Source organism: Pseudomonas palleroniana, from assembly GCF_022836895.1.
In the GTDB taxonomy this organism is placed as follows: Bacteria; Pseudomonadota; Gammaproteobacteria; order Pseudomonadales; family Pseudomonadaceae; genus Aquipseudomonas; species Aquipseudomonas palleroniana.
In genome coordinates this window covers 2772924-2797306 of sequence record NZ_CP092411.1, presented here as the reverse complement: position 1 = coordinate 2797306, position 24383 = coordinate 2772924, and the positions used below count along the sequence as shown (strand labels likewise).

14 protein-coding genes are annotated in these 24383 nt (G+C 62.6%); 9 read left to right on the top strand and 5 right to left on the bottom strand.

Annotated elements, in window-relative coordinates; genetic code table 11:
* From MJP36_RS12795 to MJP36_RS12770, 6 genes are all read left to right on the top strand, one after another.
* Entirely contained in the window at window positions 1–1971 is a 1971-nt protein-coding gene (locus tag MJP36_RS12795) for a MacB family efflux pump subunit (protein WP_244385479.1), read from the top strand.
* The gene (locus tag MJP36_RS12790) at window positions 1964–3370 is read left to right on the top strand and encodes an efflux transporter outer membrane subunit (RefSeq protein WP_244385478.1); all 1407 of its coding nucleotides are present in this window, start codon (window positions 1964–1966) and stop codon (window positions 3368–3370) included. The genes MJP36_RS12795 and MJP36_RS12790 overlap by 8 nt, the downstream gene beginning before the upstream one ends.
* A 104-nt stretch (window positions 3371–3474) precedes the next feature.
* The gene (locus tag MJP36_RS12785) at window positions 3475–4230 is read left to right on the top strand and encodes an alpha/beta fold hydrolase (protein WP_104994237.1); all 756 of its coding nucleotides are present in this window, start codon (window positions 3475–3477) and stop codon (window positions 4228–4230) included.
* A 71-nt stretch (window positions 4231–4301) separates the two neighbouring features.
* Window positions 4302–5165 (top strand): LysR family transcriptional regulator, encoded by an 864-nt coding sequence (locus MJP36_RS12780; RefSeq protein WP_060756827.1) that lies wholly within the window; start codon window positions 4302–4304, stop codon window positions 5163–5165.
* Between the two features lie 329 nt (window positions 5166–5494).
* A complete protein-coding gene (locus MJP36_RS12775; protein WP_090369976.1) occupies window positions 5495–6172 on the top strand; it encodes a sterol desaturase family protein in 678 nt (225 codons plus the stop codon).
* Window positions 6169–7269 (top strand): SMP-30/gluconolactonase/LRE family protein, encoded by a 1101-nt coding sequence (locus MJP36_RS12770; RefSeq protein WP_244385477.1) that lies wholly within the window; start codon window positions 6169–6171, stop codon window positions 7267–7269. The genes MJP36_RS12775 and MJP36_RS12770 overlap by 4 nt, the downstream gene beginning before the upstream one ends.
* Before the next feature lie 51 nt (window positions 7270–7320).
* Here the strand turns inward: MJP36_RS12770 and MJP36_RS12765 are convergent, their stop codons facing one another.
* The 4 genes from MJP36_RS12765 to MJP36_RS12750 all read right to left on the bottom strand — a co-directional run bounded on the left by MJP36_RS12765 (window position 7321) and on the right by MJP36_RS12750 (window position 13102).
* The gene (locus tag MJP36_RS12765; protein WP_244385476.1) at window positions 7321–8763 is read right to left on the bottom strand and encodes a hypothetical protein; all 1443 of its coding nucleotides are present in this window, start codon (window positions 8761–8763) and stop codon (window positions 7321–7323) included.
* A 152-nt stretch (window positions 8764–8915) separates the two neighbouring features.
* Window positions 8916–9980, bottom strand: coding sequence for a lipocalin-like domain-containing protein (locus MJP36_RS12760; protein WP_244385475.1), 1065 nt, complete (start codon window positions 9978–9980; stop codon window positions 8916–8918).
* Window positions 9970–12432 carry an ABC transporter permease gene (locus tag MJP36_RS12755; protein WP_244385474.1) on the bottom strand — a complete coding sequence of 821 codons (2463 nt, stop codon included), beginning with the start codon at window positions 12430–12432 and terminating at the stop codon, window positions 9970–9972. The genes MJP36_RS12760 and MJP36_RS12755 overlap by 11 nt, the downstream gene beginning before the upstream one ends.
* A gap of 1 nt (window position 12433) precedes the next feature.
* Window positions 12434–13102 carry an ABC transporter ATP-binding protein gene (locus tag MJP36_RS12750; protein ID WP_244385473.1) on the bottom strand — a complete coding sequence of 223 codons (669 nt, stop codon included), beginning with the start codon at window positions 13100–13102 and terminating at the stop codon, window positions 12434–12436.
* Window positions 13103–13378: 276 nt separating this feature from the next.
* Here MJP36_RS12750 and pmrG point away from each other — a divergent pair, with 276 nt between their 5' ends.
* The 3 genes from pmrG to MJP36_RS12735 all read left to right on the top strand — a co-directional run bounded on the left by pmrG (window position 13379) and on the right by MJP36_RS12735 (window position 17461).
* A complete protein-coding gene (pmrG, locus tag MJP36_RS12745; RefSeq protein WP_425226335.1) occupies window positions 13379–14059 on the top strand; it encodes a lipopolysaccharide core heptose(II)-phosphate phosphatase PmrG in 681 nt (226 codons plus the stop codon).
* A gap of 190 nt (window positions 14060–14249) precedes the next feature.
* Window positions 14250–15905, top strand: a complete 1656-nt coding sequence (arnT, locus tag MJP36_RS12740; RefSeq protein WP_104994243.1) for a lipid IV(A) 4-amino-4-deoxy-L-arabinosyltransferase — start codon at window positions 14250–14252, stop codon at window positions 15903–15905.
* Window positions 15906–15931: 26 nt separating this feature from the next.
* A complete protein-coding gene (locus MJP36_RS12735) occupies window positions 15932–17461 on the top strand; it encodes an ArnT family glycosyltransferase (protein WP_161549244.1) in 1530 nt (509 codons plus the stop codon).
* Window positions 17462–17744: 283 nt separating this feature from the next.
* On the opposite strand, the gene MJP36_RS12730 is transcribed toward MJP36_RS12735, so the two are convergent.
* On the bottom strand, window positions 17745–24014 hold the full coding sequence (locus MJP36_RS12730) for a non-ribosomal peptide synthetase (RefSeq protein ID WP_244385472.1): 6270 nt from the start codon (window positions 24012–24014) through the stop codon (window positions 17745–17747).
* Between the last annotated feature and the right edge of the window lie 369 nt (window positions 24015–24383).

The following is a 24383-nucleotide window of genomic DNA, read 5'->3' as shown; positions in this document are numbered from 1 at the left end:
TTGAGCACGCCCCTGATCGAACTCAAGCACATCCGCAAATCCTACGGCGGCGGTGACAGCCCGCAAGTCGACGTGCTGCGCGGCATCGACCTGTCGATTCATGCCGGGGAATTCGTCGCCATCGTCGGTGCGTCCGGTTCCGGCAAATCCACGTTGATGAATATCCTCGGTTGCCTCGACCGCCCCACCGAAGGCGAGTACCTGTTCGCCGGGGAAAATGTCGCGCACCTGGACAGCGACGCCTTGGCCTGGCTGCGCCGCGAGGCGTTCGGGTTTGTGTTTCAGGGCTATCACCTGATCCCGTCGGGCTCCGCCCAGGAAAACGTCGAGATGCCGGCGATCTACGCCGGCATCAGTGCCGATGAACGCCATGCGCGGGCCTATGCCCTGCTCACTCGCCTGGGCCTGGCCGAGCGCACCGGCAACCGTCCGCACCAGCTTTCCGGTGGCCAGCAGCAACGCGTGTCGATTGCCCGGGCACTGATGAATGGCGGGCATATCATCCTCGCCGACGAGCCCACCGGCGCCCTCGACAGCCACAGCGGCGCCGAGGTGATGAACCTGCTGGACGAGTTGGCGAGCCAAGGCCACGTGGTGATCCTGATCACCCACGACCGTGATGTGGCCGCACGCGCCAACCGTATCATCGAGATCCGCGACGGCCTGATCATCAGTGACTCGGCCGAAGCCGACAGCCCCGCCCCCACTCTTACGACCGGCGCCCTGCAAGCGGTGGACCTGCGCCAGCGCCTGGCCGACGGCGCCGAACACAACGGCGCCTGGAAGGCCGAGCTGCTCGACGCCGTACGGGCGGCGTGGCGGGTGATGTGGATCAACCGATTTCGCACGGCCCTGACCTTGCTGGGGATCATCATCGGCGTCGCCTCGGTGGTGGTGATGCTGGCGGTGGGCGAAGGCAGCAAGCGCCAGGTGATGGCGCAAATGGGCGCATTCGGCTCGAACATTTTGTATGTCAGTGGTTCGTCGCCGAACCCGCGTACACCGCTGGGCATCATTACCCCGCAGGACGTGGCGGCGCTGGCCACGCTGCCGCAGGTCAAGCGCATCATGCCGGTCAACGGCGCCGAAGCCGGCGTGCGCTTCGGCAATATTGACTACATGGCCTATGTGGGCGGCAACGACACGCAATTCCCGGGCATTTTCAACTGGCCGGTCGTGGAAGGCAGCTACTTCACCGAAGCCGATGAACGCAACGCCGCCACGGTGGCGGTGATCGGCGCCCGCGTGCGCGACAAGTTGTTCAAAGGTTTGATCAACCCCATCGGCCAATACATCCTGATCGAAAACGTGCCATTCCAGGTGGTGGGCGTACTTCAGGAGAAGGGCTCCAGTTCCGGCAACAAAGACAGTGACGACCGCATCGCCATCCCCTACTCCGCCGCCAGCATCCGCCTGTTTGGCAGCTACAACCCGGAATACGTGGTGATCGCCGCCGCCGACGCCAGCCGGGTACACGACGCCGAGCAGGCCATTGACCAATTGCTCAAGCGCCTGCACCACGGCAAGCCCGACTATCACCTGACCAACAACGCCGCGATGATCCAGGCCGAAGCGCGCACGCAGAACACCCTGTCGCTGATGCTGGGCTCGATTGCCGCCATTTCGTTGCTGGTGGGTGGCATCGGCGTGATGAACATCATGTTGATGACCGTGCGCGAACGCACCCGTGAAATCGGTATCCGCATGGCGACCGGTGCGCGCCAGCGCGACATCCTGCGCCAGTTCCTCACCGAGGCGGTGATGCTCTCGGTGGTCGGCGGCCTGTGCGGTATCGGCCTGGCGCTGCTGGTGGGCGGCGTGTTGGTGCTGGCGCAGGTGGCGGTGCAGTTTTCCCTGGTGGCGGTGGCGGGTGCGTTTGGCTGTGCGCTGGTCACCGGTGTCGTATTCGGCTTTATGCCGGCCCGTAAAGCAGCCCGGCTCGATCCGGTTAAGGCGTTGACCAGTGAATAAACCCTTCCCGCTATCCGTGCTCAGCCTGTGCCTGGCGCTCAGCGCCTGCGCCGGCAGCCCGCCGGCCGTGGACAACGGCATCGCGCCGCCGACTGCCTGGCAGTACGCGGAACGTGAGGCCGCGCAAGCAAGCAACCAGCGTTGGTGGACGCAGTTTGGCAGCGTGTCACTCAACCGGCTGATCGATCAGGCGCGCCGTGACAGTTTCGACGTGGCCGCCGCCATGGCACGGGTGCGCCAGGCCCAGGCCAGTGCCGTAATAGCCGGGGCGCCGTTGTTGCCTGAAGTTAAATTCAACCTGAGCGCCAGCCGTGAAAAACTGCTGCACGGCAGCGGTAACTCGTCGCTGGATGCCACCGAAAACAACAACACCGTGGACAACTTCGGCGCCAACCTCACCGCCAGTTATGAGCTGGACTTCTGGGGTGGCCGCGCCGCCGCCCGGGACAGTGCGCTGTACACCCTGCGCGCCAGTGAGTTCGACCAGGCCACCGTGGAACTGACGCTGCTCAGCAATGTGGCCGACCGCTACGCGCAAACCCTGGCCGCACGCCAACGCCTGCAGATCGCCGAGCTGAACCTGGCGAATGCGCGCAACGTGCTGAACCTGGTGCAAACCCGCTTTGACTCAGGCTCCGCCACCGCCCTGGAACTGGCCCAGCAGAAAAGCCTGGTGGCCAGCCAGCAGCGGCAGTTGCCGTTGATCCAACAACTGGCCGAGGAATCCCGGATTACCCTCGCCGCGCTGCTCGGCCAGCCGGTGCAAACCCTGGACCTGGGCAGCGAAGCGTTCCAAAGCCTGACTTGGCCGGCCATCGGCGCCGGGGTGCCCAGCCAGCTATTGAGCCGCCGTCCCGATCTCGCCCAGGCGGAAGCGCAACTGGCGGCGGCCAGTGCCGACATCACGGTGGCCCGCGCGGCGATGCTGCCCACCGTGACCCTGGGCGCGACCCTGGGCTCGGGCTCGTCCAAGGCAGAAGAGATTCTGCGCAGCCCGTTCTACAACCTGACCTCCGGGCTGGTCGCACCGATTTTCAACCATGGCCGTCTGACCGCCGAACGCGACAAAGCCCGCGCGCGCCAGGATGAGCTGCTGCAGGCTTACCGAGGCGCGATCATCAACGGCTTTGCCGATGTGGAAAAAGCCCTCAGCAGCATCACGCGCCTGGACCAGCAGCGCCAGTGGCAAGCCGAAGAACTGCAACAGGCCCAGACGGCCTTCCAGATCTCGCAAAGCCGCTACCAGGCCGGCGCGGAAGACCTGCTGACGGTTCTGGAAACCCAACGCACGCTGTACGCCGCCCAGGACTTGAACGTGCAACTGCGGCTGTCGCGCGTGCAAGCCAGCATTGCCTTGTACAAAGCATTGGGTGGCGGATGGAGTACAGATATCCGATAAACGAAACTCCTGTTTCTTACACAAACCGTTTTCTCTGCCTACATTTTATGACCCCAGGTCCTTGGTAAAAAAGCCGCCATCACATGGCTGCCCGGGACCTCTCGATGAAACCCAGTGTTCTTGTAACCAGCCTGGCGGGTGCGTGCTTGTGGCTGATGGCAGCAGTGCCCCATGCGCAACCGCTGATCGCGCCCACCGCGATTGAGTGGCTGCTGGACTGCCCCCTCCCGGCTTTTGAACGACTGGATCCCGAGGTGCTTGAACGCACCCAATGCGGCCAGGTGAGCGTCCCGCGCGACCACGCCGCCCCCGCACGTGGCCGTGTGCGCCTGAACCTCACCCGCGTCGGTGCGCGGCAACCGCTCAACCGTGAAGGCGTGGTCTTCATCCAGGCCGGCGAGCCGCAAACCGCCAAGCGCACCACGTTTGCCCAGCAGTTGGCCAGCCGCTGGGAGTCTTATGCCACCCCGGCCTATCGCACACTGGTCGACCGCTATGATGTGATCGAATTGAGCCTGCGTGACCTCAACGCCCCGAACGCAATCGAACAGGCCGCGCGAGACCTGGAGTATGTGCGCGAACAATTGGGCGAGGCCCAACTGCATTATCTGGGCAACGCCCAGGGCACCCGGCTCGGCAATCGTTACGGCGCGCTGTTTCCCGAGCGCGTTGCACGCATGGTGCTGGTCAACACCCGGCCGGGAGAACCGGGCGTTGCGGGTGTCGAGCAGTTGCGGCTCAAGGAGACGGCCCGATCCGGCAGCGATGGGTGTGTGGCCCGTTGGCTGGGGGATTTTCTGGTTTATGGCAAGCACCCGCCGCCTTCGGCGCGTTGCCTCGACACTGGCCATTGGGAGTAACCCCACGACAGCGTGCGTTGACCTGCCGCTGATCAGTTCTACAATGCCCCCATTCTTTCCCGGGAGCCTTCATGGATATCGAACTGGCACGCACCTTCCTCGAAATCACCCGCTGCGGCAGCCTGGCCGCCGCAGCCGAGAAGTTGCACGTTACCCAGACCGCCATTACCGCCCGGGTCAAAAGCCTGGAGAGCCAGTTGGGCAGCACGCTGTTCGTGCGCAATCGCGCCGGTGCGCGGTTGACCGCTGATGGCGAGGCGTTTGTGGTTTACGCCAACCAGTTGCTGCAAACCTGGGAAGCGGCGCGGCGCGACCTGCCGTTGCCCGACGGCTATCGCAACGTGCTGCATATCGGTGGCGAGGTCAGCCTGTGCACCCCGTTGATGCTCGGCTGGGCGCGGGTGCTGCGCGAACAGATTCCGGGGTACGCGCTGCGTACCGAAGTACGCGAAGGCGACTACCTGCTGCGTCAATTGGAATTGGGCGTGCTGGATGCCGCCCTGGTATTCCAGCCGCAATACTGGCCGGGTTTGCAGGTGGAGCAGGTGCTGGAAGAGAAACTGATCCTGGTGCAACTGGTGAGCAAGCCTGCGCCGTACGTGTATATCGACTGGGGCCCGGGCTTTCGCCAGCAGCACGACGCCGCCCTGCCCGACAAGGCGCGTGCCGCCTTGAGCTTCAACCTCGGGCCACTGGCGCTGCAATACATCCTGGAAAATGGCGGCGCCGGCTACTTCCGCACCCGCGTCGTGCAGAGCTACCTGGACAGCGGCGTGATGCAACGCGTGCCCAAGGCGCCGGAGTTCAGTTTCCCGACTTACCTGGTGTATTCACGGGCGCGGGATTCGGCGGTGTTGCAACAGGCGCTGGAACTGTTGCGCGGGGTGGTCAAGGTCGAAAGTGACTGGTCGCAGCGCTGGGACCCATTGATGTGAGTCAACCAATACCTGTAGCTGACACACCGCAATCGGGGGCAAGCCCCAATGCCGGTCAGTCAAGCGATAGAGCGGACAACGGGTAACCTGTGGCGAGGGAGCTTGCTCCCGTTGGGCCGCGTAGCGACCCCAGCTTTGGGTTTGAAAAGACTGGGCCTGCTGCGCAGTCCAGCGGGAGCAAGCGCCCTCGCCACAGTGACAGCGTTGCGCCTCAACTGACCGGTTGGGCAAGCCCCTCCCACACTCCGATCGCGTCACCTGCAAAAACTCGCACAATTTCGAGCACCAACTAAGCTGACGTTCCAACAAAAAACACCGAGCTGCCCACCATGGCCCATCCCACCGAAGCCTTCCGCGCCCGCTACCGTGCCGGAGTCAGCCGCCATTACCACCCCTGGCTGCACGCCGGTTTCGTGTTGGGCTACGGCATTTTCTGCATCATCCTGGCCGGGGCCTCCCTCGAGCGTATCAGCCCGCTTGAATGGCTGACCGTCCCGCTGACGCTGGTGTTCTTCAACCTCTGCATCTACCTGGTCCACCGTCACCTGGGCCATCACAAGCACGCCTTCGCCCGGCTGTTCTACGCACGCCATACGGGCGATCACCACAGTTTCTTCACCCCCGGCTTCATGACCTACAGCAGCCCCAGGGACTGGCGCGTGATCCTGTTCCCGGCCTGGCTGATCGTGCTGCACAGCCTGGTCATCACCCTCCCCGCCTGGTGGTTGCTCCAACCACTGAACCCCAACGTCGCCGGGCTGTTTGCCGCCTGCATGATCCTTGGGTATTTACTTTACGAAGTGTTTCACGCCTGCGAGCACCTGCCCGTTGCCCATCCCATCGCACGCCTGCCATGGGTGCGCCAGATGCACCGGCTGCATGCCCTGCATCATCGCCGCGAGTTGATGCAGGGGCGTAATTTCAACATTGTGCTACCGCTGATGGACTACCTGTTCGGCACCCTGCATTGGGAGCCGGCCCCCCACGACAACCAGGAATCGTCATGAGTACCCGTCCCAAAAAACTGCGTCATCTACTGTTCGTGCTGGTTCTGGCGGTGATCGCTTTTCTGTTGCTGATGCCGACCAAAGTCCAGCCGGTCAACTGGACGCCGCCCAAGGCACCTTCATTGAAAGACGGCGTGTATGCCGAAAACCAGCGGCTGAAGCATGTCCAGAAAGTCGGCGCACAAAACATCCCCGGGCCCGAGGCTTTGGTGCTGGATGCGCAGGGTTTGCTGATCAGTGGCTTGCATGACGGACGGATCATTCGTACCGCGCCCGACAGCCAGACCCTGGAAGTACTGGCCAATACCGGTGGGCGACCGCTGGGCATGGCGCTGCACCCGGATGGGCGCTTGATCATTGCCGATGGCATCAAGGGCCTGCTCGCCCTGGATGGCGCCCGCCAACTCACGACCTTGAGCACCAGCGCCAATGGCGTGCCCTTGGGTTTTACCGATGACGTGGTCGTGGATGCCGAAGGACGTTATGCCTACTTCAGCGACGCGTCGAGCCGCTGGGGTTACGGCCAGGATGGCGAAGCGGTGATTGAGCACGGCGCTGACGGGCGCCTGCTGCGTTATGACTTCAGCCACGGCACCACCGAAGTGCTGCTCGATCACCTGCAGTTCGCCAACGGCGTGGCGTTGGGCCCGGACGAAAAATACGTGCTGGTCAATGAGACTGGTGCCTACCGCATCAGCCGCTATTGGCTCAAGGGCGAACGCAGCGGCAGCCACGACCTGTTTATCGACAACCTCCCCGGCCTGCCGGACAACCTCAGCTTCAACGGTCACGAGCGCTTCTGGGTCGCCCTGTATTCACCGCGCAACGCTTTGCTGGATGCTTTCGCCGGCTATCCCTCACTGCGTAAAGTGATGGTGCGTGCCCTGATGGTGGTACCCAAGCCCGTCGAGCGCAAAGCCTTTGTGCTGGGGCTGGATACCGAGGGCAAGGTGATCGCCAACCTGCAGGATGGCAGTGCGGGCAACTATTCGCCCATCACCACCGCGCGGGAATATGGCAACTGGTTGTACCTGGGTTCGTTGACGAACACGAGCCTGGCGCGCCTGCCCCTGAAATTGGCACTCAACGCCGAATGACAAAAAAGGGGCAGCCCGCCAAGGCTGCCCCTTCTGATTGACGCCGTTGGATCAGTGAATAATGGTCTGGGTGCAGATATGCCCCAGGCTCACGTATTGCACATTGTTCCCGCCCACGCCCACACCGGGGAACTCGGCCAGCTCGATGCGCCAGCCACCCTGGTTATAGGTGGTCGCCCACTTGTATGGAACGCCGGTGCTGCTGTCGTTGATCACGGTGCTGTAATCACCGAAGCAGGTACCGATGTTGGCTGAAGCTTGGGACACGCCGGCGCTGTTGGTGGTCGCGGTGTAGTCGACCCAGCGGTAGTTCAAGTCGATGAAGTGGTTATCCACGCGCAGCACCGGGGTGACACCGAGCAGCGGCGCACCGGTGGAGTCCGACCATTTGGTCGACCAGTTCAGCACGCGAGCGGTTTGCGTGGCCAGCGGCATCTCACTCACCGGCACCCGCACGATGTTGTCACCCTTCACGTCGTGCGTATCCAGACGGGGCGTGGAACCCAGGCTCAGTTGATAATACTTGCTCGGGTCCTGCGCCACGGCCGGGTTGGCACGTACCCGCACCTTGACCGTGGTGCCGGGCGCAACGCTCGGGTAGGTAGAGGTGGAACCGGCCGGTACAGGCACCCAATTCACCCCGTCGAAGCGATCGAAGATCCACTGGTTGCGGCTGCCGCTTTCATCGCCCGCCAGGTACATGCTCACGCTCTGGCCACGCACGGCCTTGAAATCGAAATAATCGACATCGCTGGCGTTGTCGAGGTTGCCACTGACCTTGTTCATCGAGTCCGGCAACACAAACGCAGTTTGCGCGGTGTCGTTGGGTTCGAAGGCGTCGATATTGGTGTCTACCGCCACGCCGAAACTGAACTGCGCGTTGTTGGCGGTCTTGGCCAGCATGAACCAGTAGTAATCACCGGCCGGCAGGATGCCGGTCAGGTATTCATCGGCGCTGTCTGGGTTGTCGGACGTTGCCACCAACTGCGGGTTGCCCTGGCCGTCATCCACGAACAGGCTCAGCGACATATCGGCACCGGCGCTCTGGTCGATCAACTGCACCACCGCCCGCGCGTTTTGCGGCAGGTTGAAGTGGTAGGTGAAATCCTGGCCCGTCTGCACTTGGTCAATGGTGTAGAGGGTGTTGATGTCCAGGGTCGGAAACAGCGGTACAAAATCGGCAACGGCCGCGCTTTTCAGCTGAGCCTGGCTCGGCTTTTTCAACTCGCCGACGGCGGTGTTGAACGGTGCGGCTTTGGCGTTCTTGGTCACCGCCTTGGCCTTGCTCTTCATCGCGTCCAGCAGTTTTTGCCGAAGCTCGGCCGAGACCGGCACCGCCTCGATCTTGCCGCCAGGTTTGAGCGCGTCAACCACAGCTTGGTTGACCGTACCAGGGGTCAGTTTAGGAAGGGTTACGTCGGCCAGGGCAGAGGCCGAGGTGAAGCAGGCAGCCATCATGGCCGCGCCCAGGATCAGGCTTTTTTTCGATTTCATTTTTTATCCATCCATAGTTAAAAAATTGAAGCTCAGGTGACGGGTGACGTCCTGTCACCTGGAATGGACTGTAGGATAAAACTGTATGGATGTACAGTATTTTTCTGAATGCATCGTAGGAGGCTTTCCTTCGAACTTGCAGGAGACTTCACTCAATACCCGGTCATCTCCAGATACCCCGCCCCACCCTCAAACTTCACCGGCCCTTCCCAGTACGGAATACTCAGGTTCATCCATGCCTTGGGGTTGACCGCTTCAAGGGTGATATCCAGCTGTTTGCCGGGGATTTTCAGCGACCAGCGTGTGGGAATCCGGCGCCCGTCGATGTGGGTGGTGTTCAGCGGGGTGAGTTGGATATCGGCGTTGTGCAAGGTCTGGGTGCGGCCCTGTGAATCGATCCAGGTGCCGGTCAGGTAACCCGCGCCGTCTGTTTGCCGAACGCGGAACACCATCAGCTGTTCGCCTCGGTCCAGGTGCAGGGAGAACCAGTCCCAGCCGGTCTGGCTGGCGGCCAGGGGTTGGCTGCTCCATTCGCGATCAAGCCAGGCGGGACCGCTGACCTGATAGGTTTTGCCGTCGAGGATGACGCGGCCGTCAGCCATGAAAAACGGTTGGCTGTAGTAGTAAGAGGCTTGGCCCTGGTCGGATTTGCGGCTGTAGCCGTTGTCGCCTTGCAGCACCAGCGGGCGTTGGCTGGTCAGGTGCAGGTCGTAGGCGAATTGCGCACCACTGGCCTTGAGCTGCATCTCTGCCAGCGCGCTTGCCACGCCAGGGCGAGTGGCGAAGTTCCAGTCGTCGATCCAGGCGCTGAACGGCACGGCCTGGGCGCCCGCCTGGCCGACGCCGCCGCGGGCGAAACGTTCGGCGGCGTAATGCCGGGTGGCGGAGGTGACGGCGGCGTGGCCGAGCCAGATCGTCGAGTCGTGCCAACCCGGCTCGGTGTGGCCTGCTTTCAAGGCGTTGCGAAACAGCGTCCATTGCACGCCGAACACATTGCCTTGCGCGTCCTTGAGGTTGGCGGTGACGTACCACCACTCGATGCGAAAGCCTGGGTGGGGGCCGTGGTCCTCGGGAAAGCTGAAGACCTTGCCGGGCACCACTTGGGCAAAATCCGCCGCATCGCTACCCAGGCCGGCGAAACTTTCTTCGGGCGCGGGGGCTTTATCGCACGCACTCAACAGGAGCAACGCCGCCCACAGCCACGCTCTAATCTTCATCGGCAAAGGTCCTCAATAAGTCCGCCGGGCGGCTGCGATACAACTGCCACAGAGGCCAGGCCGACGCCAGCAACGTCGCGAACAGCGCCAGCCCGAGCAACTGCGCGAGCTGCCCCGGAAACACCTGCAACGGCAGGCGCCAGCCGAACGCCTGCACGTTGATCACTGCATCCAGGCACCACGCCAGCAGCAGCCCCAAGGGCAATGCCAGGATCAACGTGAGTACCGCCAGCAACCAGGTCTGGCCCAGGTTGAGCAACATCAGTTGCCTGCGTGTCACCCCCAGCGCCCACAACGGTGCAAGCTGGCCCAGGCGGCTTTGGCTCTGGGTCAGCAGGCTGATGAACAGCGCCACGCCGGCCACCCCCAGGGTGAGGCTGTTCAGCGCGGCGGTCGCCGCGAAGGTGCGTTCGAAGACCTGGCTGGACCAGCCCTTGAGTTGCTGTTGGTCAACGATGCGGCTGTCGTCGAGGCCAAATTCGCGCTGCACCGCCTGCACCAGCGGCGTCACGTTGTGCGGTGCCACACGCAGGTTGAAGCGTGCAGGCGACAGCGTCGGCCAATGCGCCAACAGGTGCTGGGCATTGACCAGCACATGGCCCTTGGGGTTGCCGTAGTCGGCGTAGATCCCCACCACTTTGGGTGACCACAGACTCTGCGGCGTGGGGATATCAACGGCGTCGCCCAACTGCACGTGCAGGCGCCGCGCCAATTGTTCGCTGAGCATCAGGCTGTCGTCCTGGTGCAAGTGGTTCCAGGGTTCGTTCACCGCCTCCAGCAACGGCCAGTGCTGGCGATAAGTCGGGTCATCGACCACGCCGAACACATCCGCCGGCCAGCCTTGCAATTGCACCGCGACCTGCCAGGTGGGCAGCACTGTCTGCACCAGCGCCTGTTGCGCCAGCCAGGTGCCCAGTTGCGAAGCCTGGGCCGGGGTTTGCGGGTTGATGTACAGCTCGGCGGTCAGGCGTTGTTCCAGCCAGTTGTTGAAAGTATGGCGAAACCCCGAGGTCATGGAACCCGCGCCAATGTTCGCCGCCAGGGCCAACAGCAATGCCATCAGTGCCAGGCTCAAGGCCGGCAGTTGCTGGCGACAATCGGCGAGAAACCACTGGCCGAGCACGGAACGGCTGCGCCCCAGCACGGCCTTCAGTACCCCATTGAGCAGCACCGGCAATCCCAGCGCGGCGCCCAGCAGCAAGGCCGCCATCAGCACAAAGCCGGCGGCCAGGCTGTCACCCAACCACAGCGCCAGCAGTGCGATCAGCAGCGTCGCCGCCGCGACCCAACCCTGGCGTCGCAGCCAGCGCCCATGGGCCTCATGCCAGGCTTGGGCATTGGCCAACGCCAACAGTGGCAAGCGCGCCGCCCGCCACAGGCTGCCGGCCCCCGCGAGCAAGGCCCCCATCAGGCTCAAGCCCAACCCGCTCAACCACCACGCCGGGCTCAGGCTCAGTTGCCCCGCCACTTCGGCGCCATACAGCCCACGCAAGCTGGCGGCCACATCCGGCAGCAACAGGCTGGCCAGCAGATACCCGCTGGCAACGCCCAGTACACCGCCGAATAACGACAGCACGCCAAGTTCCACGCCGAGGCTGACGAGTAACATCCGCGCGCTGACCCCACAGGCGCGCAAGGTGCGCAGCAGGCCACGGCGCTGTTCCAGGGCCAGGCCGATGGCGGCGTGGACGATAAACAAGCCCACGACAAACGACAAAAAACCCAGTGCGTCGAGGTTCAGGTGAAAGCTCTCGGTCAGGCGTGCGAGGTTGTTGTCTTCACCTTGCTTGAGCTGCAATGGGACCGGGGGCGTGGGATGGGTTGCGGCGAAGTGCTTGTCCAACAACAAACGCGAGAGTCGCCCGGGCATCGCCAGCAACGGTTGGGCAAACCCGATATCGGTCAGCAGCATGCCGGGGGCCATGTCCGGCTGCACCTGTAACGGCGGCAGCGCTTGCCCGTCTGCCGTCAGCGGCTGCGCGCCCTCGTGCAAGCCGAGCGCCTGCAAGGTTTGCGCGGCAATCCAGGTGCGCCCCGGCGGCTCGAAGAACGCGAGCATTTGCGCCTGGCTCAAGTGTTGCCCGGCCACGCTACCACTGCCGGGCAACGACAACGGTTCAATGCCCATCAACTGCAGGCGCTGGCTTTCATGCCCCTTGAGCACCACGCGCCCCTGCACCACCGGCGAAACCGGCCAGCCGGCACGGCGCAGTTCGGCGAACAATGTCTGCGCAAAACCGCTGCCGTCCAACGCGCTCAAACTGGCCTGGGGTTCGCCGCCGATCAGTTGGCTGGCGCGGGCATAGCTGTCCCGCGCCTGACTGTTAAGCGCCTGCACCCCAGTCAGTAACGCAGTGGCCAGCCACAAGCCGGTCAACACGCTGAAGAACTGCACGGGATGACGCCGCCAATGGCTCAGCAGTGCGCGCAACGCCCAATAAAACACGGCCATCTCAACGGGCGTCCGCGGGCACGACGCGGCCGCGATGCAACACCACCTGGTGCTCGAGCCGTGCAGCGATGCGTGGGCTGTGGGTGACCATCAACAGGCTGGTGGGGCTGTCACGCAGCAGGTCCAGGAGTAATTGCAGCACCTCATCGCTGGTGGCTTCATCCAGATTGCCGGTCGGCTCATCGGCCAGCAGCAAGCCTGGTCGAGAGGCCAGCGCCCGTCCCACCGCGACCCGTTGTTGCTGGCCGCCGGACAATTGTTCGGGGTAACGCTTGAGCAAATCGCCCAGGCCCAGGCGCTCTACCAACTGCGCCTGCCAATGCGGATCAAAACGCCCAGCCAGACGCGCCTGGAACGCCAGGTTGTCCTCCACGCGCAAACTGCCGATCAAGTTGAATTGCTGGAACACCAGGCCGATTTCGGTTCGACGCCACTGGGCCAGTTGCCCTTCACTGAGTTGCTCCAGGCGCAATCCACCGACCTCAATCCTGCCCGCGTCGACGCGATCCAGGCCGGCTATCAGATGCAGCAAGGTACTTTTTCCACTGCCCGACTCGCCCATCAACGCCAGGCTGCTACGCTCAGTCAGGCATAGGTCCACCCCCGCCAGCACCGTCAGCGGTCCCTGGGGCGTGGCGTAGTTTTTGCGAACACCTTGCACCTGCAACATAAGAACGCTCGTTTGAAGGACTCCAAACGAGAATAACGGCTGCCTGCATGCCTCACGCAAATTTTTCACATGGATTTCACTGCTTGCCCACCCTCACCTCTCTAAATTGCCCGCCAAGCGTCAACTGCCGGCAACTTTTTAGTTACCGCCATCGACTCTTCTTAATATCTAAGTGTTCAGCTAAAAGACAGCAGCCCTGTGACAGGCTTTTGCTCCATGACGGGCATCCGCCGATTAGTTGCGCCTGTTTTTTACAACACAATAATAGTGACGATGGTGAACAGCGTGGCTGACGTAACCCTGAGCAAATCCCAATCCAATGGGGCAATGTTAAAGCGCTGGAAAAAAGCTCGATTGTCATTGGCCTGTGTCGCCGTTATCGGCCTACTGCTGGCCGGCTTCCTGTTCTGGCCAACAACCCCTGTTGACCTTGGCGTCGGCAACCGCCTGGTGACCTCCGGGGTCCTGGCCAGTTGGCGCAACGGCGACCTGATCGTACTGGTACGCCATGAAGAGCGCTGCGATCGCTCCAGCAACCCGTGTTTCGGACCGGCCGAAGGCCTGACGATCAACGGCAGCCAACAGGCGACCGCCCTGGGCAAAGCCTTCAATACCCTGGGCATGGAAAATACCGATGTGCTCGCCAGCCCCGCGACGCGCACCGCACAGACCACGCAATTCATGTTCGGCAAGGCCACATTGTCATCGACCCCTTCGGCCATCTGCGGCAAAGCCATGGGCGAAGAATTGCTCACTCATAAACAGCCTGGCCGCAACTTGATCATGGTGACCCACAGTGGCTGCATCAGCGATCTCCAGACAGAGCTGGGTTACCCCCACGCCGATGCGGCCGAGTATGGCAGCGCACTGTTTGTACAGGTCTTGCCAAACGGCAAGCTCAAGGCGGTGGGTTCGATGAAAACTGAGGAATGGGCGGCGGCTCTGAAACAACTTTAAATACACTTTTTTACATATTCGCACCTGTTGTGTTCAGCCAAACGACAGCCCTCTTCTGGCATGTTTAATCGCGCCCGTTAGTTAAGGACGTTATGACTTTCCCCCACAGCTTAGTGAACATTGTGATGCTTTGTTCTATGAATTCATTACACTCGTGGCCCTCCATTAAACGTCAAGGAGCGACGTGTTCATGACCCGGTTGAAACCTCTGCCGCTGTTTTTGCTCGGCTTCGCCATTTTCTTTTTGTTGCCGCTGGGCTTGCACGGCCTGTGGATTCCGGACGAGACCCGCTACGGCCAGGTGAGCCAGGAAATGCTCATGAGCGGCAACTGGGTATCGCCGCACTTCATGGGGTTGCGTTATTTCGAAAAACCGGCCGGCGGTTATTGGCTGATCGCCATCGGCCAGGCCGTGTTTGGCGAAAACCTGTTCGGTGTGCGCATCGCCTCGGTGCTCACCACGGGCCTGAGTGTGTTGCTGGCCTACTTGATCGCCCGCCGCCTGTGGAATGACCCACGCAAGAGCTTCGCCTGCGCCCTGCTCTACATGAGCTTTGGCCTGGTGGCCGGCCAAGCGGGCTACTCCAACCTCGATCCCCAATTCACGTTCTGGGTCAACCTGAGCCTGGTTGCCCTGTGGTTTGCCCTGGACAGCCGCACTACTCGCGGGCGGCTCGGCGCCTGGGCATTGCTGGGCGTCGCCTGTGGCATGGGCTTCCTGACCAAGGGTTTCCTGGCGTGGCTGTTGCCGGTCCTGATCGCCGTGCCATACCTGGTGTGGCAGCGTCGTGTAGGCGAGCTGTTGCGCTATGGCCCGTTGGCGGTGCTGGTCGCCGCGTTGGTGTGCTTGCCCTGGGTGTTGGCCGTTCATGTGCAGGAGCCTGACTTCTGGCGCTTCTTCTTCTGGCACGAGCACATCCGCCGCTTCGCTGCCGACAACGCGCAGCATGCGCGGCCGATCTGGTTCTTCCTGCCGATCATGGTGGTGGCGTGCCTGCCCTGGTCGGCGCTGTTGCCGGCCACCCTGCTCAAGACCTGGAAGGAAAAAGGCCAGCCGGCGATTGCCTTCCTCGCCTTGTGGATGTTGCTGCCGCTAGCCTTCTTCAGCCTGAGCAAGGGCAAGCTGCCGACCTACATCATGCCGTGCCTGCTGCCCCTGGCCCTGTTGATGGGCCACGCCTTGATCGACCTGGTCAAGCAAGGCAAGACACGTTCGATCCTGGTCAATGGCGTGGTCAACGCCCTGATCGGCCTGACGGCGATGGTGGCGCTGATCTACCTGCAAGTCAGCAACCCGGTGTACGGCAACAGCCATGCCGAGATGTTCAGCCTGTCCCTGACCTTCATCGTGCTGCTGGGCTGGATTCTGGCCAACCTGCTGCAAGTGGTGCGCCCGCTGACCTTGTGGGCGATGCCGGCCCTGGGCATTGGCTTGCTGGTGGCGCTGTTGCCGGCGGGCATGCCGGCAATGATCACGGATAACGAAATGCCCGACCAGTTCGTGGCGGAGCATCTGGATGAGTTGCAACAAACCCATGCTTTGCTGAGCAACGAATTGGGCTCTGCGTCGGCGTTGTCGTGGCGCCTGCGTCGTCCGCAGGTGATGATTTATGACACCGAAGGCGAGTTGCGCTACGGCCTGCGCTATGACGATTCAGTGCACCGCAAGGTCGACCTGGCCAGTGTCCAGGGCTGGTTGGCCGATGCACGTAAACAAGGCTCGGTCGGCGTACTGATGCGGGTCAAGAACACCAGTGAACATCTCGAGGAAGGGCAATTGCCACCCGGTGGCAAACGCTATCGCAAGGGCGACCTGCTGATGATCATCTACCCACAACAACCTTGATGCAGTGCCTGCCACGGGAATAACCGATGAATTTCTGGAAAACCGAACGTGGCGCGCTGGTGCTGCTGCTGAGCGTTTCCGCCCTGCTCCTGCTGCTGGGGCTGGGCGCACGCGAGCTGTGGGGGCCGGAAACCCGCTGGGCCAACATCGCCTTGCAGATGTTGCAAAGTGGCGATTACTTCGACCCCTACCTCAAGGGCATGCCGTATTACGACAAACCCCTGCCCTCCTATTGGCTGATCACCGGCTTTGCCAACTTGATGGGGGGCCTGGGCCCTTGGTCGTTGCGCCTGTCGTCAGTCATCTCGGCCTGGTTGAGCATCTGGCTGGTGTACCTGATCGGTGAACGCCTGTTCCGCAAAGGCACCGGGCTGATTGCCGGCTGGATGCTCGCGACCACGTTCTACTTCCTGTTCTGGGCCCGCGTGGCCACGGCGGATGTGCTGACGGTGTGCGGCGTGCTGGCGGCAGTGTGGTGGTACTGGCGCGGGCCGGATGACACTCGCCTGGGACGCTATACCGTGTTCTTCCTGCTGCTGGCGGCGACCTCGCTGTTCAAAGGCTTGATCGGTTTTGTGCTGCCGGGCCTGGTGCTGTTGCCGCACCTGCTCAGTGAGCACCGCTACAAGCGCCACCTCAACCTGCGCCTGGTGGCAGCCATCGTCATCGCCGCAGCGTTCTACGCCATTCCGTTTGTGTTGTCCCACCTCTACGGCGCACCGACCTACGGCGCCAGCGGCCTGGAGCTGGTGTTTCGCGAAAACGTGGTGCGCTTCTTCGACCCCTTCGACCATATGGGACCGATCTACACCTACCTGATCTACCTGCCGGTCTACACCCTGCCCTGGGCACCTTGCTGGGTGCTGGGCCTGTGGCTGGCCGTGCGCAACTGGCGCCAGACGCCAGCCAATGTGCGCTGGCTGGTGTGGGGCCTGGGCCTGCTGTTCGTATTCTTCACCGCCAGCGGCAGCCGCCGCAGTTATTACGTGCTGCCGCTGGTGCCGTTTGCGCAGTTGCTGGCCGCCTGGTGGTTGAGCGAGCGCCTGGAGAAAAAGCCGGCCCGTTGGCCGCGCTGGCAAAAAGGTTTCGGCTTCACCGCAGGCTTGCTGCTGTTGGTACTGGGTGTGATCTACCCCTGGACCACCGGCAACGGCGGCGTAACCCGTTTCGCCGAAGACGTGCAAGCCGAGGCCGTCAAAACCGCACCGTGGAACCAATGGCAAATGGTGTTGGTAGAAGTCGACAACAAGCTGCCAATGTACTTGCAGAACGGCAGGCAAAACGGCGCCAAACCCTTCTACTACGTCAGCGAAACCCAGGACTTCCCGCGCCAGGGCGACAGTGCCGCGTTCATGGCCTGGCTGAAAAAAACCAGCGGCCAGGACTTCGATCCGCAACGCACAATCATCGTCGCCCAGTATTCCAAGGAAGACCCGACGCCGCTGGCGTTTTTGGGGGCGGACCATCAGGTCATCACCACCCAGCCGGACAATGGCGAACGGCTGTTTCAGAAGCGTTCGGGGGGCAGTGTGGCGTTTGTTCCTGCGCCTCAGTAGCACGTCATGGTGATTGCCATGACCACTCGGTTCGAATGATCGAATGAATGATATGTGAGAGGGCTTGCCCTAATGCCTATCAGTTAAGCGATAGAGCAGGCGATGGATAACCTGTGGGAGGGGCGGTGCGACGATTCGACTTGCTCCCGATGGACTGCGTAGCAGGCCCATTTTTGAGGCCGCTGCGCGGCCTATCGGGAGCAAGCCCCCTCCCACAATGACCGCGTTAAGCCTTAACTGACAGGCATTAGGGCTTGCCCCCTCCCACACTGCATGCCAATCCTCAGATCCGGCGACGACGGTTGAGCTGGGGGATGGCAGTTTGGGGGGCTTCCACGCACTGCACACTGGCCGTTGTACGGGCCGCCAGTTGCGCCAGGGTCGGCTGGCTGAACAAGCTGCGTGCATCCACCTCCAACCCGGCCTTGCGCAAGCGTGCCACCAGACTCACCGCCAGTAAGGAATGCCCGCCCAGCTCAAAGAAATGGTCGTGGCGCCCTACCCGCTCGAGTTTCAAGACGTCGGCCCAGATGCCCGCCATCACGGTTTCCACCTCGCCCTGCGGCGGCTCATACGCACGGCTGACCACGGCATCCAACCCCGGCTCCGGCAGGGCCTTGCGGTCGAGCTTGCCGGCGGGGTTGAGGGGCAATTCACTCAATTGCACAAAGGCGGCCGGTACCATGTATTCCGGCAATCGCTCCAGCACATGGGCACGCAAGGCCTCCAGGCTCGGCGCCGGGGCGCGCAGGGTGAAATAGGCGACCAGGCGTTCATCGCGAATCAGCACCGCTACTTCACGCAGTGCCGGGTGCGCCGCCAGGCAGGCTTCAATTTCGCCCAACTCCAGGCGCACGCCGCGCAGCTTGACCTGAAAGTCATTGCGCCCCAGGAACACCAGGTTGCCGTCCGGCAGGTAACGCACCAGGTCGCCAGTGCGATACAACCGATCACCGGGTACGAACGGGCTGTCGATAAAGCGCTCGGCGGTCATTTGCTCCAGCCCCAGGTAGCCTCGTGCTACGCCGACGCCGCCGATATGCAGCTGACCGCTGACACCCAGCGGCACCGGCCTGTCGTGCTGATCCAGCACATAAAGGCGGGTGTTACTGATGGCCCGCCCGATCGGCAACTGCAGGGCAGGCACCGGCGCATCGGGTTGCAGGGTCCAGATGCAGCTGTCGACCGTAGCTTCGGTGGGGCCATAGACGTTGTGCAAGCGCACCTGGGGCAAGCGCGCCCGGACGCTGCGGGCCAAGGCTTCGGTGAGTTCACCACCGCCGCAAAAGACGTCGGTGAGGCTGCTGCACAACGCCGACGCTTCCAGTTCGAGAAATTGCTGCAGCATGGCCGGTACAAATTGGATCACGGTGATGCGCTGCGTGCGAATCACCTCAGCCAGGTAAGCGGGGTCGCGATGGCCGTCTACCCGTGCCAGCACCAGGCGCATGCCATGGGTCAACGGCCAGAACAGCTCCCACACCGAGCCATCAAAACTGAACGGAGCCCTTTGCAGCAAGGCGCCTCCCGCAGCGTCCGGACACAATCGGCAAGCCCACTGCATCAGGTTGCACAGGCCGTGATGCTCGACCATCACGCCCTTGGGCGTGCCGGTGGAGCCGGAGGTATACATCACATAGGCCAGGTTGGCGGCGCTCAGGCCGGGAACCAACGGGTTGCCGGTCGGTGCGTGGCTCCAGGCACAACGGTCGAAGTCGATGACCGGGAGCGAGACTTCACCCAATAACTCGCGCGTAGCCGCGTGTACCAGCAGCGCTACGGGTTGACTGTCTTTGAGCATGTAGGCCAGGCGTTCGCTTGGAAAGCCCGGGTCCAGCGGCACATAGGCGCCACCGGCCTTGAGAATCGCCAGCAAGCCCACGACCAGTTCCAACCCGCGCTCGACGCACAACGCTACCCGCGAATCCGCTTGCACCCCACGCTCGCGCAGGTGAAAAGCCAATTGGTTGGCGCGCTCGTTGAGCTCGCGGTAGGTCAGTTGGCCGGCATCGGCCTGCACCGCAATGGCCTGCGGGGTGTGTCGCGCATGGGCTTCAAACAACCCTTGCAGGGTGGCAGTCGTGGGGTAGTCGACGTGACCGGGGTTGAACTCCACCAACAGCTTGCGCAACTCGCTGGCGGGTAACACCGGCACCTCGCTCAAAAGCGTTTGCGGGGCGTGCTCAAGTGCCTGCGCCAGCCCGTTCAATACGGTGTCGAGATAGTCCAGCAAACGCTCGGCACCGACCTCGCGTGGCGCCATCGCCTTGAGGTGAAAACCGCTCGCGGTATCGTCCACGCTGATCATCAGCGGATAACTGACGATGTCTTCACTGCTGACCAGGGCGACGCCCGGCACCAGGTCAAAGTCCTTGTCGCCAGGGGTATGCCGATAGTTGAGCAGACTGTTGAATAGCGGCGTCACGCTGCTGCAACGTTGCGCCAACGCCAGGGACGCTTGCTCGTGAACGAGCAAGGCGCTCAATTGCGCATGGGTGTCGCCCAACGCCTCGACCACGGTCTTGCCGGCCAGGCAGGCCCGCAACGGCAAGGTATTGATAAACATACCCAGTGCACGGTCAGCGCCCTCGCCCGCCTGCAAGCGGCCCAGCAGCACCGTACCGAACACCACGTCATCGCGGCCGGATACGCAACCCAGCACCTGGGCCCACGCCAAGTGGAACAGGCTCGCGGCGCTCACACCCAGCGCACTGGCCTGCGCCCGCAAACGCCGGTTGAGGGGGTCCGTCACCGAGCGTTCGAAGGCTTCGATTTCAGTGCGGTCCAGCTGATGTTCCTGTAGACCGAACGCCAGGGTCGGCTCGCTGACATCCGCCAACCGCTCGCGAAAAAACGCCTCGTGAGCGGCCTGCTGCGCCGCACAGCGACTCTGTGCCACGACGTTGCGATAAGGCACCGGCGGCGCAAGCTGCGCCTGTTGCCCGAGCATGTGGGCGCGGATTTCGTTGCCAAGGACCGTCATCGAGGTAGCGTCATTGACCAGGTGATGGAAGCGTAACCTGGCCGTCCAGCCTTGCTGCCGAGGGTCTTCGGCATACTCCAGGGCCATCAGCGGCGCCTGGCGCAAGTCCAGGGGCTCACACTGTTCACGCAGTGGTTCGACGCGCAAGTGAGCCTGGCGCCACACCACTTGCATCGGCTGCTCAAGGGCCTCCCACACCAGGCTGGTGCGCAGGATGTCGTGGCGGTCGATCACCTGTTGCAGGGCCTGGGCAAACGCGTCCAATTGCTCGCGCCGGGCAAAGCTGAATATCGCGTGTTGCTGGTAGGGGTCGTGTTCGTCGGTGATGTGGTGGTAGAGCAAGCCTTCCTGCAGCGGCGCCAGCGGGTAGATTTCCTGCACATTGGCGGCGCCTCCCGGAATACCGGCAACGATGCGCTCCAGACTCGCCTGGTCCAGCTCGGCCAGCGCGAGCATGTCCGGGGTGATCTGGGTGCAGTGCGCTGCAATCCGGTTGGCCGGTACCTCGCTGTCACTGCCGGCACTCGCCGCCGCCAGTGCGGCCAGGGTCGGCTGGCCGAACAGCACCTGCACATCGGCCCGCAACCCGGCCTGGCGCATGCGCTGCACCAGTTGCACCGCCAGCAATGAATGCCCGCCCAGTTCGAAAAAGTGGTCGTGACGCCCGACCTGTTGCACGTGCAAAAGGTCGGCCCAGATCTGCGCCAGGGTGGTTTCGACACCCTCATGCGGTGCCTCGAACGCGCGCGTGATGAAAGCAGCCTGGGTCGGCGCAGGCAGCGCTTTACGGTCGAGCTTGCCATTGGCGGTCAGGGGCAACCCGTCGAGCTTCACGTAGGCCGCGGGCAGCATGTAGTCCGGCAGCGACCCTTGCAGATGCGCGCGCAACGCGTCGATATCGACCGGATGCCGCGCAACGAACCACGCCAGCAATTGCCCCTCGCGATACAGCACCACCGCGTCCTGAACCGCCGGATGCATGGCCAGGGCAGATTCGATTTCCCCCAGTTCAATACGCACGCCACGGATTTTCACCTGGTCGTCGTTGCGCCCCAGGTATTCAAGGTTGCCATCAGGCAACCAGCGCGCCAGGTCGCCGGTGCGGTAGAGGCGACCCTCGCCGAAAGGGTTATCGAGAAAGCGCTCGGCACTCAGTTCGGGACGGTTCAGATAGCCACGCGCCACGCCTTTACCGCCAACGTACAACTCCCCCGTCGCGCCGACGGGCACCTGGCGCTGTTGCGCATCGAGCAGGTACACGCGGGCATTGGCAATCGGCCCGCCGATATGCAGCGGCCGGCCCACTTCGACACGCCCGCTGGTGGCGACCACCGTGGCTTCAGTGGGGCCATAGTTGTTGACCACCTCGAAGGTTTGCGCTCGGCTGTACGTGCGCAGACGGTCGCCACCAATCAACAGGGTGCGCAGGGTCGGGTGTTCCAGCTGCTGGCTGAAGGCGTACTCGGCCACCGGCGTGGGCAGGAAGCATACGTCCAGAGGTTGCGCACGCCACCAGTCGAGCAAGGCATCAATGTCTTCAGCCCCTTCCTGGGGCGGTGGCAGGTGCAGCGTCGCGCCCACACACAGCGCCGGCCAGACCTCCCAGGCCATCGCGTCAAAACCGAACCCGGCCACGCTGGCGGTGTGGCTGCCGGCCCGTAGCTTGAACGCCTGGCAATGCCAGTCCACCAGGTTGGACAGGGTGTGATGCTCGACCATCACGCCCTTGGGCAACCCCGTGGAACCGGAGGTGTAGATCACATAGGCCAGGTTCGACGCGCCGGCCGCCCCCCGCGGGTTGTCGCCCAAGTGCACCGTCGGCCGATCAAGCAACAGAACCGGCACGTCCAGGGCTGGCAGCCGATGCAGCAGAGCGTGCTGGGTCAGCACGGCCACCGGGGCACTGTCCTGCAACAGGTAGTTCAGACGCTCGGCGGGATGGGCCAGGTCTATCGGCACATAGCAGGCGCCGGACTTGAGGATCGCCAGCAGCCCCACCAAGGTATCCAGGCCACGTCGGGCCACGATCGCCACGCGATCATCCGGCTCCACACCGTGCGCCAACAGTTGATGGGCCAAGGCATTGGCCTGCTGGTTGAGCTGCTGGTAGCTCAGTTGCCGCCCTTGGCACACCGCCGCGACGGCCTGGGGCGTAAGTGCCACCTGGGCTTCGATACGCCGGTGCAGGGTCTGCGGCGTGGTATTGGGCTGCGCGGTGGCATTCCAGCGTTGCAGCTGTGCCTGTTCGGCCGGCGTCACCAATGAGAACTGCGCGAGCGTCAACTCGGTGTTTTCCAGCCCCTGTTCCAGCAGCCAGGTGAAGCGCTGCGCCAACGCCTGTACCTCGTCGTGCTGGAAGTACGCCTCGTTGTAGACGCAATGCAGGCACGCCGTGTCCTGGTAGCGGTTGCTGCGCAGATGAATGGCGATCGGCAACGGTTCGTGATGGTTGGAGACCTTGATCGCCCGGGCCTGGACCTGGCCATAGCGCAGGTCATGGTCGTCCTGTTCGAAGGACACCGACAGGTCGAACAACTGGCCGCGATCGGTGCGGCGCAGGCCCAGTTCGCGGTTCATTTCACTCAAGGGGAAACGCTGGTGGCGAAAATCCCGCTTGAGCTGATCGCGCACACCGCGCACCAGTGCGCTGAACGGCAACTGCTCACTGAACTGAAAACGCACCGCACTCACCTGAGTGAACAAGCCCACCGTGGAACGAAACCGTGCGTTGGAACGATTAAGAATCGGCAGTCCCACCACCCAGTCATCACGCTGATGGGTGCGGGTGAAATACACATACAGCGCGGCCAGCAACACGTGAAACGCCGAGGCCTGGTAATGGTTGGCCACGCGTTCCATACGATCGAGCAGCGACACCGGGAAGGGTTGCAGCAAGGTGTTGCTCGGTGACGGGGTATTCAACCGGGGGGTGAGCAGCGGCTCGGGCAGCAGTTGGTATTTGTCCAGCCAGTAGTCCCGGTCACGGGCGTAGCGAGCGGATTGATGGTAGTGCAGGTCAGCCTCGATGAAGTCGATATAGGACGGCGCTCGCAGCTCAGGTGACCGGCCGTGCTGCAGGTCGGTGTACAGCCGAGCCAGGGATTGCAGCATCTGGCCAAAGCCCCAACCGTCGAGGATCAGGTGATGGGCCTGAGTGCCCAGGCGATAGTGATCATCGTCCAGCTTGACCAAAAAAAAGCGAAACAGCGGCTCGCCGGTCATGGCGTAGGGCCGAGACATCGTGGCCTGCATCAGGGCCTGGGTCGCCGCCTTGGGGTCGGGCAGCGCAGAGAAGTCATGCAGCGTCACTTCGGTCGTCAAGGCGGTGGCGAAGGTTTGCCGGGGCAAGCCATTGCCATCGCTGTGCAGTTGCGTACGCAACGCATCGTGCTTGGCCACCAGCAACTCGACGGCACGCTGGATCAAACCCGGCACCACCGGGCCTGCAAAATCGACATAACCGCCGATGTTGTACAGCGGCGAGTCGCCCACCCGCAGCTGGTCGAGCCAGATGTCTTGTTGGGCGGCGGTGAGGGGGTAACTGACCGGCAGGCTGTCGAGATACTTCATAAGATCCTTCTCATGGGGTCAACACTGGCCGCGCAGGAAGTCCATTACGACGAATTGTCCGGATTGGAGCACGCAGGGCCGGGCACGTCTGTCACCCCAAACCCGGACATTCCTGCACGCCAACGGACCTCGCTGATGGTTCATTACTGAAACGATTAAAGCTCTGTAGGACATTGGCTATATCCGGCCGATGTCACTTGTCTAAAATTTCTATTTAAAATTAATATTTCACTTAAATATCAAGTAGTTAAATAACTCTAAAAATCACCTCCGGCTTTTTTCTGTCGGAATACACCTTCAGAAACGTCGAATTAATGACACCGTTTTTATGGCAGGTTGTGTCCCTCGTTTCCGCTACATACGTAGGAC